We start from the raw sequence: 15,561 nt of genomic DNA on the forward strand, positions 1-15,561 counted from the left end.
ATTTACTATAAAGCAAAATGGAATTTCTGCTGTCTCGCTTAGCGCCGCCAGTGACGTAATATGCGGCTTTTTAAGCCGGTATCGAAACGCCAGATATGATCGAAGATGCGCATTATGCCGGGTTTACCGTGCGTGGACATGGCGACGGCGTGGAAGCGCTGCTGCTGTTGCTGCTGGCGATGTTTAACGCTGCGTACCACCTCTTCCGGCAGGCGCTGCGCAATAAAGTCTGACACGATGACGGCATCGGCATCCTGCCACAACGGGCCTTCCATCCGTTTGACCACCGCGGAAAGACAGGCTGCGAGGTCGGTTCCGCCACGAAAACGTTGGCTGAGAAAACGGATGGCCTGCTCCAGCCCGTCATCGCCCGTTAATTCGTAACCAATTACGTCATGAGCGAATAACATGATGTAACAGCGACGGCGATCGGCCAGTGCCACTTTGAGAAGGGCCAGACAAAAGGCTTTTGCACAACGTTCATTGAACCCTCCCATTGACCCTGAGGTATCGACACAAACGATAAACGGGCCACGAGGCTGTTCTTCATGCTGCTGGTGGCTGACGGGACGTTGAGTGATTTTTTCATGCCAGGCATCGCCCTGAAGTTTGTAAGTAAGCAGTCGCTTCTCTACCAGCCTGCGGTAAAACTCAAGTTCAAGCTCGCTGACGCTCAATGCTGCCAGTTCAGGTGGCAGCAAGCGTAATACGTCATCACTTTGATGAATACCGCTGACTTCTTCCGGTACGGCATCCGGTTCGCGCACCAGATGATGAAAGGCTTCCATCGGCGCATCCTGGGAGGGAACCGATTTTGCCTCACGACTCCGCCCCAGTTGCTGGGCCAGCTTCATTAATTCGGGCTGCTGTGCAAGGAACTCGCCGTATTGCAGCATCAACTGGTAATCGCCATGCTGAAGCGGCGCTTTGCCCATATCCCATAACCGTCCGGCTGCCGCTTCGTCATCGTCTGCCAGCACAGGTGCCAGTTGCCCGCTCAGGGCCATACGTTGCTGTAACTCCGCCATCAGACGTTCGCGCTGCTGCTCAAGAAGTTGCTCATTAAGCGTTAACGTTTGCAGCGTAAGGCTGAGCCGCCAGCGTTGCAGGAACAGCGTATGCTGGGCAGTGCTGAGATGGCCGGGATCGTTATGAAGAAGCAGTCGTTTTGCTTCTTCCTGGAAGGGGGATGCCAGGCGTTCAAGGTGAGAAAGGGTTTCATCAAGCTGCTGGCTGAATTCACGATCGCTGAGTAACTGAATACGCTGGAATAACTGAAACTCTTCCGCCAGTGCTTCCGGGACCGGCGTGGCTTTGAGTTCGGCATCAATTTCTGCCTTCCAGCGAGGAACATCCCGTAACAGCGCCTTTTTCATGCCGGGAAATTTTTCAAAGAACAGGGCCAGCTGTGGAGACGCGAGGAGTACCAGAATTAACTCTTCAATCAGCTCGGTCTCGCCGATTGACAGCAGGGTACTCAGCGTCTCCAGTGAGATCATTTACGCGCCTGTTTAAGTTGTTCCGCAACGTCCTGCAGGCTGGTTTCGACGCGAGCCAGCCAGTCATCACTGATAAACAGGCAACGCTGTTGCTGACTGAACAGGTGGCGTTGTTGACGCAGCTGGTTGTCGAGTTCATCCAGCGCTTCACTGATTTCTTCCGGCAACGCCTCACTGCTGCTGCTGCCGGGCAGTGTCAGTCTTGCCGTTTGTAAGCTGACATCGCGAACCGCCAGGCAATGCTGCGCATCCACCAGCATATCCACCGTTTGAGCAAATCCAATACCGTTTAATTTGCCGCGAATATCGCCGCCTTTCTGTAACCAGTGGTTCAGTGCTTCACGCTCAATAACCAGATGCGTGACCTGCATATCATGCAGCGTGAGCGGCTTTTGCAGCATCAGCGTTAACTGCGCGTCGGTAAGGCTTTCGGGCATGTCGTAATGCGGTTTACGACTGAACATGCCGCTGTGCTTCTCAAGCGTAATGGCGGCAGCCACGCTTTGCTGCTGTTGCAGGGCCAGACGTCGGGCTTTCAGTTGCTGCAACCTGAGCAACATCGCCTGCTGTTGCCAGGCATGTTGAGTCATGAGCTGATCGATTTCACGATCCAGAAGCTGCATGGATGCAACGTCATGCCACAAACAGTCTTTCAATAAGATCAGATCCAGTGGCGCAATGGTGTTTCGCCCACTGTAAAAGGCGCTGGCCTGCAACAGATGTATGGCCTTTTTCCAGCGGCGATCGGAGATGTAAGGCGCCTCGGGTAGCTTTTCCAGCTGCTGGCGTAACTGATAGATCAGTTCAAACACGTTATCGGGCAGGGTGACCTGGCTGATGCCTTGCTGCCATCGCACATACTCTTCGTCGCTGATGCGCAGCGATTCGGCGACCGGGTTGTCATTTTCATCCTGATGATGGGTCAGCATGCTGCGGAAGTTCTGCTTTTCATGCACGTTATCCAGCCACAGGCGAATTAACATGCGGTCATACAGGGCTTCGAGCCCGCTATCGGCTTCCGGCAACTCATTGGAGGCCGTGACCAGCAGGCGCATCGGAATTTTTTCTTCGCTATCGCCATTTCGGAAACGGCGTTCGTTGATGGCGGTAAGCAGCGTGTTAAGGATTGCCGGGCCGGCTTTCCAGATCTCATCCAGAAAAACGATTTCGGCATCGGGGAGATAGCCTTTGGTCAGCCGCTGATAGCGTCCTTCATCTTTTAAAGCCTGAATAGACAGCGGACCAAAGACTTCTTCCGGAGTAGAAAAGCGGGTCATCAGATATTCGAAAGCGCGGGCATGCTGGAAGGCGCATTTCAGGCGACGGGCAATCAGGCTTTTTGCTATGCCTGGCGGACCCAGCAAAAATACGCTTTCGCCGCTGAGTGCGGCGAGCAGGCAAAGGCGAATGGCATGATGTCGCTCATACAAACCTTTTTCTAACGCATTGCTGAGACGAGAAATTCTTTCTGCCAAAAGATGGGGTTGAGCCATAATCACATCAATGTCCTTACGATCGTCGAGCCGCCGCGTTTTAGCGAACGCAATACTCTATAGGGTATGATGCGCGAAAGCGTTAATCGATGTCAGCTTTTTTGTTTCAGAAGGTTCGACAGCGCGACTTTAAATGTTAATGCAGCACCAAAAAACAGTGAATGACCATCGGTTACCCGGACGGCGGTGTAGGAATTTTTGTGAATACGTGCATACTGTGCGCTTTTTGATGGCTTGTGCGCCTCTCAGACTCCAACAAAAGATAATTTTATGAGCTCGGATAATAAGCACTCACTAGGCGGATTAACGCTGGCTGCCATTGGTGTCGTCTACGGGGATATCGGCACCAGCCCGCTTTATACCTTACGCGAATGTCTTTCGGGGCAGTTTGGCTTTGGCGTGGAGCGGGATGCGGTCTTTGGCTTTCTTTCGCTGATTTTCTGGCTGCTGGTGCTGGTGGTATCGCTGAAATATATCAGCTACGTCATGCGCGCAGACAATGCCGGAGAAGGCGGCATCTTGACGCTGATGTCCCTGGCGGGGCGACATACGGGCGGGCGAGCCACCGCAATTCTGGTGATTATGGGGCTGATTGGCGGCAGTTTTTTCTACGGCGAGGTGGTGATCACCCCGGCGGTTTCTGTCCTGTCGGCGATTGAAGGTCTGGAAATTGCGGCGCCAAGTCTCGATAGCTACATCGTGCCCATGGCCATCGCCGTCCTGACACTGTTGTTTGTCATTCAAAAACACGGGACCGGCATCGTGGGTAAACTCTTCGCGCCCGTCATGCTGTTGTGGTTTATTGTCCTGGCCGTGTTGGGTGCGCGCAGCATTCTCAATAATCCCGAAGTATTGCAGGCGCTCAATCCTTACTGGGCGCTGCACTTTTTTGTCGAATACAAGTCTGTCTCCTTCTTTGCGCTCGGCGCGGTGGTGCTCGCAATTACAGGCGTCGAAGCGCTGTATGCGGACATGGGGCACTTTGGTAAATTCCCTATCCGGCTGGCATGGTTTGTGGTGGTGCTGCCTTCGCTGGTGCTCAACTACTTTGGTCAGGGCGCGCTGTTACTGAAGCAGCCGGAAGCGATTAAAAACCCGTTCTTCCTGTTGGCTCCCGACTGGGCGCTGATCCCCATGCTGATTCTGGCGACCTTAGCCACCGTTATTGCTTCACAGGCGGTGATTTCCGGGGTCTTCTCATTAACCCGACAGGCGGTACGTCTGGGTTATTTGCCGCCAATGCGCATCGTCCATACATCGGAAAAAGAGTCGGGGCAGATCTACATCCCCGTGATTAACTGGCTGCTTTATTTCTCTGTCGTGATTGTCATCATCGGCTTTGAGCATTCGAGTAACCTGGCTGCGGCTTACGGGATTGCGGTCACGGGCACCATGGTGCTGACATCCATTCTGTGTGCGACCGTTGCGATACTGAACTGGCACTGGAATCGTTATCTGGTGGGGCTGATTTTAGTGGCGATGCTGTGCATTGATGTGTCGCTGTTCTCGGCCAACCTGATTAAAATTTTCTCCGGCGGCTGGCTGCCCCTGACGCTGGCGCTGATGATGTTTATTGTGATGACAACATGGAAGAGTGAACGCTTTCGGTTGCTGCGCCGCATGCATGAGCACGGCAATTCCCTGGAAGCAATGATTGCTTCTCTGGAAAAGTCACCGCCTGTTCGCGTACCCGGCACTGCGGTTTACATGTCTCGCGCGCTGAACGTGATTCCTTTTGCCATGTTGCATAACCTTAAGCATAACAAGGTGCTGCATGAGCGCGTCGTGCTGTTAACGCTGCGTACCGAAGATGCGCCATACGTACACAACGTCAGGCGCGTCACCATTGAGCAGTTGTCGCCCACCTTCTGGCGCGTGGTAGCCAGTTACGGCTGGCGTGAAACGCCGAACGTTGAAGAGATTTTCCACCGCTGTGGCCTGGAAGGACTTAACTGCCGCATGATGGAGACCTCTTTCTTTATGTCCCATGAGTCGCTGATCATTGGAAAACGCCCCTGGTATTTGCGTCTGCGCGGCAAGCTGTTTATGACGTTACAACGCAATGCGCTGCGTGCGCCCGATCAGTTTGAGATCCCGCCGAATCGGGTTATCGAGCTGGGAACGCAGGTCGAGATTTAAACGGCTGTGCCTGCCTGTCAGGCACAGCGTTTCACCAGTGCAGCGTGACGCACAATCCGCCGCCGGGATGTTGACTGAAGTGCAGCGACATACCGTGCAACTGGGCAATATTGCGTACGATCGATAAACCCAGCCCACTGCCGCTTTTCTCCTGCCCCGGCGGACGCCAGAAACGTTCGCCTAAACGCTGCAACTCGGCTGCCGATAGACTGTTTCCGTTATCCTCCACCCGCAACGTATTCGGGCTGATCACGATGTCAACGCGGCTGCCCGGCGGTGTATAGCGGATAGCGTTATCCAACAGGTTTCTGATCAGCAGCGACAGCAGCAACGCGTGTCCCGAAATAACCGGATCGGCTTCAGCGTTAAGGCGCAACGTAATGTCAGCCTTATCTGCCAGTGGCAGCTGTGAAGCCAGCGTGTCCTGTGCCACCTTTTTTAACATGACGGGCTGGAACGTATTGCGAACATCCTCGGCTTCAATGCGGGAAAGGGTAAGCAGCTGATCAACCAGACGAGTGGCGCGGGTAATACCCGCATCCAGCTGTTGCAGCGCGTGAGTGCGCATCGCCTCGTCATCGGCGGCCAGTTGAATGACCTCGCTTTGCACTCGCAGTGCGGCGAGTGGGCTGCGTAATTCGTGTGCGGCATCCGACGTAAAACGGCGTTCCCGCTGCATCATGGTATGAATACGGCTGAACAGGCCGTTCAGGGCGTCAATTAATGGTCGTACCTCTTTGGGAACGCGATCGGCCTGCAAGGGCGCATCATCGTCAGGTGCCCGCCCGGCAAGCTGGTGGCTGAGTTTCTTCAGCGGACGAAGTTCATACCACACCAGGCCCGTTAACATCAGCAGCATAAAAGGTAATGAGATCAGCCAGGGCAACATGCTGGCATCGACCAGATCTTTTGCCATATCGTCACGGTATTCCCATTCCTGACCCACCACGACGCGGTAACGTTGATCGGGCGTAGTCAGCCAGACAAAACGCCAGAGATCGTCATCCCCGTTAAGCTGGCCATCCTGGAAACCTTGATGCTCCGCATTAAAGGGCAGATCTTTGCCATTATCACCGTCGTTGAGAACCTGTTTTCCCTCCCGGTCAAATACCGCGAAAGCCAGCGCGTCATCGTCCTGTTTGCCACGATTGTGATCCAGCAACTTTTTTGTTTTTGGCAGCGACGTGCCGTTCAGCGTCGTGAAGTCCAGGGTCAGCAGGCGCTTAGCAAGCAGCATCTGTTGCGTATCAAACAGCTCGTTAACGGTGTCACGTGTTTTATACCAGGCGCTGAGCGTGGCCGCTCCCCAACAAATGGCCAGTATCAGCACCAGGCCAATGCCAAGGCGTAAAAACAAACTCATCGATCGCATTCGCTTTCCCCCAGCGTATAGCCCACGCCGTGGATGGTGCGGATAAAGCGGTTACCGAGTTTTTTACGCAGATGATGGATATGCACTTCTACCGCATTGCTCGACACTTCGGTATCCCAGGTATAGAGCTTTTCTTCAAGCTGGCTTCGCGTCAGTACCCGATCCGGATTTCGCATAAACAGCTCAAGCAGGGCCAGCTCACGGCTTTTTAACGCGATATTTTCGCCGTTTCTTTCCACGCAGAGATTACCGGGAATCAACACTACATCGCCATGACGCAGTTCGGGCTGGAGTTGCCCGTGGCGGCGGCGAATCAGTGCCTGTAAGCGTGCGGCAACTTCTGTAAGGGCAAAGGGTTTGCACAGGTAATCGTCAGCCCCCATCTGTAATCCTTCAACGCGTTGATCAAGCGCATCGCGGGCGGTAAGGATAAGAACCGGGACATCGTGCCCCTGCTGACGCCATTGACGCAATATGTCCAGCCCGTCACGCTCAGGCAGTGATAAATCGAGTACGACCGCATCCCACGGCGCCGCCGTTAATGCCTGAAAACCGGCCTCGCCAGAGACAAACCAGTCAACGCTGAATCCCAGCTTACTGAGTCCCGCTTTAATGCCGTCTCCAATCAGGCGGTCGTCTTCAATCAGTAAAATTCGCATCGCTTCTCCCTTTTAGTAAGCGATTTATACGAAGGCGAATGGGGGTTGTACAGTGAGTTTGGCTAAAAACTGCGTTTATTTTTGCCTTAAGATCCTGTTAAGAACTCTATGTTTTACTACAGTCACTACCCTAACTGCTTCATGGACAAGAGGTGACAAAATGAAAAAGTATGCTGCACTATTAGCCGTAACCATGCTGGCTTCCGCGCCGGTCTTTGCTGCACAACAAGGCGGATTTGTTGATCCAAATGCGCCAGCGCCGGCCGCACATCAGCAGCAGGGCGGTTTCAAAACCGATCAAAGCAGTGTTGTAACGGTGAAACAGGCTGAAGAGATGAAAGATGATAGCTGGATTACCGTTCGTGGCCAGCTTGAAAAGCAGATTGGTGACGAAGACTACGTGTTCCGTGATCAGACCGGCACGATGAAAGTAGAAATCGATCATAAGCGCTGGAATGGGCTGACCGTTTCACCCAAAGACCGTGTTGAACTGACCGGGGAACTGGACAAAGATTTCAACAGCATCGAGCTGGACGTCAAACAGGTCAAAAAGTTGCCCTGATTCTGCCCCAATGGACCGCCCAGGCGGTCCATTTTTCCCTTCTGACTGCCCCCTAACTCAAATTCTGGTCTGCAACAGCGAAACGTTTCGATAGCGATCACAAATTTCTTATTCAGTGGTTGAATTGTAACCTTCATTTAATACACTCCTGAAAGCGAAACGTTTCGCTCTGGAGTGGAAAAATGAAAAAAGGTCGCCTGTTAAACGCTGAACTCTCTTACGTCATCGCCCGCCTGGGCCATACGGATACATTGACGATCGCCGATGCGGGGTTGCCGATTCCGGCAGAAACGCAGCGTATCGATCTGGCACTGATACCGGGTACGCCAGGATTTATGCAGGTGGTTGAAGCGGTAACGCATGATATGCAGGTGGAAAGCGCCTTTATCGCGGAAGAAATTAAGCAGCATAATCCGCAGCTCCACAGCGAACTGATCGCCGTGCTCGACGCATTGCAACAGCACCAGGGAAATACCATTAGTATCCACTACATCAGTCACGAACAGTTCAAACAACAAACACAGCGTAGTCAGGCGGTCATTCGCAGCGGAGAGTGTTCTCCGTTTGCGAATGTCATCCTGAGCGCAGGTGTGACCTTCTGAGGCCATTATGCAACCGTTACTGCAGCTTAAAGGCATCGAAAAATCATTTCCGGGCGTCAAAGCACTGAATGGCGCATCGTTGTCAGTCTGGCCGGGACGCGTTATGGCGCTGGTGGGGGAAAACGGCGCGGGCAAATCGACCATGATGAAAGTGCTTACCGGCATTTACAGTCGTGATGCCGGTTCACTGTTGTGGCTGGGTGAAGAAACGACGTTTAGCGGACCCAAGGCTTCTCAGGAAGCGGGCATTGGTATTATCCATCAGGAACTTAACCTGATCCCCCAGTTAACCGTCGCGGAAAACATTTTTCTTGGCCGCGAATTCGTTAATGGCCTGGGCTGCATCAACTGGAAACGGATGTATGCCGAAGCTGACGCGCTGCTAAAGCGCCTGAATTTACGTTTTAACAGCCACAAACTGGTGGGCGATTTATCCATCGGCGATCAGCAAATGGTCGAGATCGCTAAAGTGCTGAGCTTTGAGTCGAAAGTCATCATTATGGATGAGCCGACCGACGCGCTGACCGATACCGAAACCCTGTCGTTATTCCGCGTTATCAACGAGCTCAAAGCACAGGGATGCGGCATCGTCTATATCTCCCATCGCATGAAAGAGATTTTTGAGATTTGCGATGATGTCACGGTGTTCCGTGATGGTCAGTTTATTGCTGAGCGTGCCGTCAGCGATCTGAGCGAAGAAAGCCTCATTGAGATGATGGTGGGCCGTAAGCTGGAAGATCAATATCCCCATCTGGACGAGGCGCCTGGCGACGTGCGCCTTAAAGTCGAAAACCTCAGCGGGCCTGGCGTCGATAACGTCTCGTTTACCCTGCGCAAAGGTGAAATTCTTGGCGTGTCTGGCCTGATGGGCGCTGGGCGCACCGAACTGATGAAAATCCTCTACGGTGCTGCGCCCCGCAGCGCCGGGCAGATCTGGCTGAGTGGACGTGAAGTGGTGACCCGCTCACCGCAGGATGGCCTTGGCAATGGCATCGTGTATATATCGGAGGACCGTAAGCGCGATGGCCTGGTGCTGGGCATGTCAGTCAAAGAGAACATGTCTTTGACCGCACTGCGCTACTTCAGTCACCTGGGCGGCAGGCTCAGGCACGCTGAAGAGCAGCTCGCCGTCAGCGATTTTATCCGTCTGTTTAACGTTAAAACCCCGTCAATGGAGCAGCCGATTGGCCTGCTATCCGGCGGTAATCAACAGAAAGTCGCGATTGCCCGCGGATTAATGACGCGCCCCAACGTGTTGATTCTCGATGAACCGACGCGCGGTGTTGACGTGGGGGCAAAAAAAGAGATCTATCAGCTCATTAACCAGTTTAAGGCAGAAGGGCTGAGCATTATTTTGGTGTCGTCGGAAATGCCAGAAGTTCTGGGCATGAGTGACCGTATTGTCGTGATGCATGAAGGCCGTTTAAGCGGCGAATTTACCCGTGAAGACGCTACCCAGGAAAGCCTGATGGCCGCAGCCGTTGGTAAGCAACACAGTGAGGATTTAGTTGTATGACCACCCAAACCGTTCCGTCTAACCGTCGCTGGTTCAGCAAAGCCTGGCTGCTTGAGCAAAAGTCGCTGATTGCGCTGATTGTGTTGATTGCCGTGGTCGCCAGCCAGAGCCCTAATTTCTTTACCGTGGCAAACCTGTTCAACATTTTGCAGCAGACATCGGTCAACGCCATTATGGCGGTGGGCATGACGCTGGTTATTCTGACGTCAGGTATCGATCTCTCTGTGGGATCGCTACTGGCGCTCACAGGTGCGGTGGCGGCATCGCTGGTGGGAATGGAGGTGAATGCCTTTGTTGCGGTTGCGGCCTCGCTGGCGCTGGGCGCAGCCATTGGCGCGGTGACCGGTACCATTGTCGCGCGCGGTAAGGTGCAGGCTTTTATCGCCACGCTGGTGATGATGCTGTTACTGCGCGGTGTCACCATGGTTTATACCAACGGCAGCCCTGTGAATACCGGCTTTAATGACAATGCCGATCTGTTCGGCTGGTTTGGTATTGGTCGTCCGTTGGGGATTCCTACACCCGTATGGCTGATGGTGCTGGTGTTCGTGGCGGCCTGGTACATGCTGCACCACACGCGGTTGGGCCGCTACATCTATGCACTGGGGGGGAATGAAGCCGCAACACGTCTCTCCGGTATCAACGTCAATCGGGTCAAAGTCATTGTTTATTCGCTGTCTGGCATGCTGGCGGCGCTGGCGGGTTCTATCGAAGTCGCCCGTCTTTCGTCCGCGCAGCCGACAGCCGGAACAGGCTATGAACTGGATGCGATTGCCGCCGTTGTATTAGGCGGTACCAGCCTGGCCGGAGGTAAGGGCCGGATTGTTGGCACCTTAATTGGCGCATTAATCCTTGGCTTTTTGAACAATGGTTTAAATCTGATGGGTGTATCGTCGTATTACCAGATGATCGTAAAAGCGGTAGTCATTCTGCTGGCGGTGCTGGTGGACAATAAAAGCAGCAAATAACTCAGACCTTAATACAGGATAAAATGATGAAAAAGTTAACTGCATTAGCTGTGATCCTTGGTGCAACGCTCAGCGCCAGCGCAATGGCTAAAGATACCATTGCCTTAGTTATCTCTACGCTGAACAACCCGTTCTTCGTTTCACTGAAAGACGGCGCACAGAAAGAAGCCGATAAACTGGGCTACAACCTGGTCGTGCTGGATTCACAGAACAACCCGGCAAAAGAACTGGCTAACGTTCAGGACTTAACCGTGCGCGGGACGAAAGTGCTGTTGATTAACCCGACCGATTCTGACGCTGTCGGCAACGCCATCAAAATGGCTAACCAGGCGAAGATCCCGGTGATCACCCTGGACCGCGTAGCTGCACAGGGTACGGTAGTCAGTCACGTTGCATCTGATAACCGCTTTGGCGGCAAGATGGCGGGTGACTACATCGCACGTAAACTGGGTGATAACGCGAAAGTGATCGAGTTAGAAGGCATCGCAGGGACCTCTGCTGCGCGTGAACGTGGCGAAGGTTTTAAACAGGCTGCTGACGCACATAAATTCCAGATCCTGGCCAGCCAGCCGGCAGACTTTGATCGTACCAAGGGTTTGAACGTTATGCAGAACCTGCTGCAGGCGCACCCGGATGTTCAGGCGGTGTTTGCACAGAATGACGAAATGGCACTGGGCGCGCTGCGTGCACTGCAAACTGCAGGTAAAACCGATGTGATGGTCGTCGGTTTCGATGGCACACCTGATGGCGTGAAAGCCGTTGAAGGTGGCAAGCTGGCCGCAACCGTGGCTCAGATGCCAGAGAAAATTGGCATGATCGGCGTTCAGACTGCTGATAAAGTGCTGAAAGGTGAAAAAGTGCAGGCGGTCAATCCGGTCGATCTGAAACTGGTTACCAAATAAATCAAAGAAAAGCAGGGCATTGCGCCACCCGTCGGTGGCGCACTTATTTTGGACTCCTCCAATGAGCAAAAACGCAAAACTGGCCGTTCTTGGTAGCATTAATGCTGACCACATTCTTAATCTGGCTCATTTTCCCCGCCCTGGCGAAACGGTGATCGGGCAGAAATACCAGATTGCGTTTGGCGGTAAAGGCGCGAATCAGGCGGTTGCCGCGGGTCGTGCGGGTGCGAATATCGCTTTTATAGCCTGTGTTGGCGCTGATGACATTGGCGAACGTATTTGCCAGCAGCTCGCGCAGGACAATATTGATACGCATCCAGTAGAAGCCGTCGAGGGTGAATCTACGGGTGTGGCGATGATTTTCGTGAATGGCGAAGGCGAAAATAACATTGGCATCTATTCCGGCGCCAACGCGGCATTGACGCCGCAGTATGTTGAACGTCACCAGCAGGTCATTGCCCAGGCGGATGCCTTACTGATGCAGTTGGAATCGCCCCTGGACAGCGTTTTGGCTGCGGCGACGTTGGCCAGACAGCATCAGACCCGCGTGATTTTAAATCCTGCTCCGGCAACGAAACTGTCTGATGATTTGTTAGCGCTTATCGACATCATTACGCCGAATGAAACTGAAGCTGAAATTCTGACCGGTATTGCGGTAAATAATGATGATGATGCAGCACGTGCCGCCGCCGCATTGCATGAAAAAGGTATTGCTACCGTTTTGATCACCCTGGGACGCCGTGGCGTCTGGCTCAGTGAAAATGGGAAGGGACAACGTATTGCCGGCTTTGAGGTCAACGCGGTCGACACCATTGCTGCTGGCGATACCTTTAACGGTGCGTTTATCACTGCGCGCCTTGAAGGTAAGGCCATGCATGATGCCGTTCGTTTTGCCCATGCCGCCGCGGCAATTGCGGTAACCCGTTCAGGTGCGCAGCCTTCTGTACCGTGGCGTGCGGAAATCGACGACTTTTTACAGCAGCAGGGTTAAGCGCTTGGCTACGATGAAAGATGTCGCCCGACTGGCGGGTGTCTCAACTTCAACGGTTTCACACGTCATCAACAAGAACCGTTTTGTCAGTGACGGCGTGCGTGAAAAAATTGAACAGGCGATCCGCGAACTCAACTACGCGCCGTCGGCATTAGCGCGTAGCCTCAAGCTTAACCAAACCAATACCATCGGCATGCTGCTGACTGCCAGTAGCAACCCTTTTTATGCAGAAGTCGTGCGTGGGGTGGAAGACAGTTGCTATGAGCGGGGATACAGTCTGATTCTTTGTAATACCGCTGGCGACGAAGCGCGCATGAATCGTAGCCTGGAAACGCTGCTGCAAAAGCGCGTTGATGGCTTGCTTATCATGTGTACCGAGAGTCATCTGCCTTCGGCCGAAATCCTTAATCGTTATCCTTCTATCCCAACGGTGATGATGGACTGGGCACCTTTTGAAGGCCATGGCGATATTATTCAGGATAACGCGTTGTTAGGGGGAGAGCTGGCCACGCAGCACCTAATTGACAGTGGCTACTCGCGTATTGCCTGTATTTCTGGGCCGCTTGATAAAACACCTGCACGCATGCGACTGGAAGGTTATTACCAGGCGATGCAGAAAAGCGGTCTGCATGTTCCGCCAGAATATGTTGTCAGTGGCGACTTTGAGTTTTCAGGCGGCTACAACGCAATGTTTGAATTGCTGGCGCTGGAAACGCCGCCGCATGCTGTTTTTACCAGCAACGACGCGATGGCGGTTGGCGTTTATCACGCATTGCATCAGGCCGGACTGCAGATTCCACAGGATATGGCGGTGATGGGATATGACGATATTGAACTGGCTCGCTATATGTCACCGCCGCTGAGTACTATTCATCAACCTAAAGACGAACTGGGCGAACTGGCGATAGATACGCTGATTCACCGCCTGAGCAATCCCGACGTCAGCCAGCAAACGCTGGTACTGACGCCGGAGCTGGTGCCGCGAGGCTCGGTTTAAGCCTTTTTCTTTTTATCGCGATTGCTGATCAGGTTACGTCCATCACCATTGCGCAACATCATAAATGTTAGCGCCGACAGCACGGTTACGATGCCCATCGTCAGGAAGGTGGAATGGAACTGTTCTACCGTCGTGCTATCAAACTCCTGATAAAAACGCAGTACAGCAGCGCTGACCGCTACACCGAAACTGATCGCCAGTTGTTGTGTCACGGCTAGCACGCTATTGCCGCCACTGGCGTTGTCGTCATCTAAATCAGCCAACGTAATGGTATTCATCGCCGTAAACTGGGTGGACATCGCCATACCCAGCAGAAAGAGCGGTATCAATAATAATGCGATGCTTTCAGAAGGTGACTGCAGTGAAAAGCTGGCAATCATGAACCCGATAATCACCGTAATGCTGACCAGCAAGCGGCGATAACCAAACCAGCGCAGCAGCTGCGTCACGCTTTGTTTTGCCAGAATAGATCCTACGGCCGTGGGCGCCATCATGCATCCCGCCAGAATAGCCGAGTAACCGAAACCCACCTGAAGCATCAGCGGCATCAAAAACGGCACACAGCCTGTACCAAGCCGCGAGGCGATGTTGCCAATGATACCTACCGAGAAGGTGCGGGTCTTAAACATCGGCAGATTAATAAGGGGAGAGGGGTGACGTCGGGCGTGCGCAATATAAAGAAGCAATAACACAACACCGCCACACAACACCCCGGCCGCAATCCAGGGGGAGACGATACGCTCACCAAATAGCTCTATCCCGGTGGAGATCATCACCAACCCGATGCCGAAGAGTAAAAAGCCCAGAAAGTCGAAGCGGCGTTTAGGCGTAGTAAAGTCAGGCATATATTTACGCGCATAGAATATGCCCAGTATGCCAATAGGGATGTTAATCAGGAATATCCAGTGCCAGGTGGCATACGTCACCATTACACCGCCCAACAGCGGCCCCAGGATCGGTCCCACTAACCCCGGCATCGTCACAAAGTTAAGGATGGGTAAGAGTTCACTGCGCGGATAGGCGCGCAAGAGTGCCAGGCGCGCTACCGGCATCATCATGGCACCACCAACGCCCTGAATGACACGGGAGGTAACCAGAACAGATAAAGAAGGCGACAAGGCGCAGGCTAACGAGCCAAGGGTAAAGAGCGAAACGGCAATCATGAAGATTTTGCGTGTGCCGTAACGATCTGCAAGCCAGCCGCTGACGGGGATAAGCATGGCAACGGTTAAGGTGTAGCTGATGACGGCGGACTGCATGGCAAGCGGGGAACGGTCAAGACTGGTGGCGATCGCGGGCAGGGCTGTGTTCAATATCGTGGCATCCAGTGACTGCATAAAGAATGCCATAGCGGCAATCCATGGCAGACCGGCCATACTGCGCGCGGATTTAATCATTGAGCGTCCTTCGTAATGTTTTCAGCAAAGATAATGAAGAAGAATAGCATTGGCAGAAATGCACAATACGCCTCTTTCAGAGACTACGTGGTGATTTCCGTGCGTTGTTTAGGCAGGAAGTGGTGCTTTTTACCTCGTTCGTTTAAAAATAAACCGCTCAGTCATTTTTTTATAATTAATGCTTGTCACTCAGAAAGAACTCCCTATAATGCGCCTCCACTGACACGGCACAACGGCTTACGTAACGCGGTGTTCAGCAGGAGGCTCCCAGGAGTTTCCGCCGGAGAAAAACTTCTGAAAAAGAGGTTGACTCTGAAGGAGGAAAGCGTAATATACGCCACCTCGCGACAGGCGGTTAACCCGCTGTTCGCACTGCTCTTTAACAATTTATCAGACAATCTGTGTGGGCACTCGCAGGATTGATATCAGCGTCTCCGGACGTAAAAAATATCAAAGCCTCACGA

Annotated in this window: 13 protein-coding genes; 8 read left to right on the plus strand and 5 right to left on the minus strand. The window is 53.2% G+C overall.

The features are described from left to right. Positions 1–38: 38 nt before the first annotated feature. Positions 39–1,499: an ATPase RavA stimulator ViaA gene (viaA, locus tag DFO57_RS18065; protein WP_014594929.1), complete on the minus strand. Its 1,461-nt coding sequence runs from the start codon at positions 1,497–1,499 to the stop codon at positions 39–41. Beyond that, a complete protein-coding gene (gene ravA, locus DFO57_RS18070; protein WP_014332973.1) occupies positions 1,496–2,992 on the minus strand; it encodes an ATPase RavA in 1,497 nt (498 codons plus the stop codon). The genes viaA and ravA overlap by 4 nt, the downstream gene beginning before the upstream one ends. A 270-nt stretch (positions 2,993–3,262) precedes the next feature. Between ravA and kup the strand changes: the two genes are divergently transcribed. After that, positions 3,263–5,131: a low affinity potassium transporter Kup gene (kup, locus tag DFO57_RS18075; RefSeq protein ID WP_014332974.1), complete on the plus strand. Its 1,869-nt coding sequence runs from the start codon at positions 3,263–3,265 to the stop codon at positions 5,129–5,131. Between the two features lie 31 nt (positions 5,132–5,162). Here the strand turns inward: kup and qseC are convergent, their stop codons facing one another. Both qseC and qseB read right to left on the minus strand, forming a co-directional pair. Continuing rightward, entirely contained in the window at positions 5,163–6,503 is a 1,341-nt protein-coding gene (gene qseC / locus DFO57_RS18080) for a quorum sensing histidine kinase QseC (protein WP_110015563.1), read from the minus strand. Beyond that, positions 6,491–7,162, minus strand: a complete 672-nt coding sequence (gene qseB, locus DFO57_RS18085) for a quorum sensing response regulator transcription factor QseB (protein ID WP_013023921.1) — start codon at positions 7,160–7,162, stop codon at positions 6,491–6,493. The genes qseC and qseB overlap by 13 nt, the downstream gene beginning before the upstream one ends. Positions 7,163–7,322: 160 nt before the next feature. Between qseB and DFO57_RS18090 the strand changes: the two genes are divergently transcribed. The 7 genes from DFO57_RS18090 (at position 7,323) to rbsR (ending at position 13,700) form a co-directional block, all read left to right on the plus strand. Next, positions 7,323–7,724: a YgiW/YdeI family stress tolerance OB fold protein gene (locus DFO57_RS18090; RefSeq protein ID WP_019104646.1), complete on the plus strand. Its 402-nt coding sequence runs from the start codon at positions 7,323–7,325 to the stop codon at positions 7,722–7,724. 182 nt (positions 7,725–7,906) lie between these two features. Continuing rightward, the gene (gene rbsD / locus DFO57_RS18095; protein WP_014332978.1) at positions 7,907–8,326 is read left to right on the plus strand and encodes a D-ribose pyranase; all 420 of its coding nucleotides are present in this window, start codon (positions 7,907–7,909) and stop codon (positions 8,324–8,326) included. A gap of 7 nt (positions 8,327–8,333) precedes the next feature. Next, positions 8,334–9,842, plus strand: coding sequence for a ribose ABC transporter ATP-binding protein RbsA (gene rbsA / locus DFO57_RS18100; RefSeq protein ID WP_014332979.1), 1,509 nt, complete (start codon positions 8,334–8,336; stop codon positions 9,840–9,842). Then, entirely contained in the window at positions 9,839–10,810 is a 972-nt protein-coding gene (gene rbsC / locus DFO57_RS18105; RefSeq protein WP_013023916.1) for a ribose ABC transporter permease, read from the plus strand. Before rbsA ends, rbsC begins: the two co-directional genes overlap by 4 nt. A gap of 26 nt (positions 10,811–10,836) precedes the next feature. After that, positions 10,837–11,712 (plus strand): ribose ABC transporter substrate-binding protein RbsB, encoded by an 876-nt coding sequence (gene rbsB / locus DFO57_RS18110; protein WP_026020887.1) that lies wholly within the window; start codon positions 10,837–10,839, stop codon positions 11,710–11,712. A 61-nt stretch (positions 11,713–11,773) separates the two neighbouring features. Next, the gene (rbsK, locus tag DFO57_RS18115) at positions 11,774–12,703 is read left to right on the plus strand and encodes a ribokinase (protein ID WP_014594922.1); all 930 of its coding nucleotides are present in this window, start codon (positions 11,774–11,776) and stop codon (positions 12,701–12,703) included. A 13-nt stretch (positions 12,704–12,716) separates the two neighbouring features. Then, positions 12,717–13,700, plus strand: a complete 984-nt coding sequence (rbsR, locus tag DFO57_RS18120) for a ribose operon transcriptional repressor RbsR (protein ID WP_014604728.1) — start codon at positions 12,717–12,719, stop codon at positions 13,698–13,700. Here rbsR and mdtD read toward each other — a convergent pair. Beyond that, a complete protein-coding gene (gene mdtD / locus DFO57_RS18125) occupies positions 13,697–15,097 on the minus strand; it encodes a multidrug transporter subunit MdtD (protein ID WP_013023912.1) in 1,401 nt (466 codons plus the stop codon). The two genes, rbsR and mdtD, sit on opposite strands and share 4 nt — an antisense overlap. Between the last annotated feature and the right edge of the window lie 464 nt (positions 15,098–15,561).

The sequence above is a fragment of the Pantoea sp. AG702 genome (assembly GCF_003182295.1).
Classification (GTDB): Bacteria; Pseudomonadota; Gammaproteobacteria; order Enterobacterales; family Enterobacteriaceae; genus Pantoea; species Pantoea ananatis.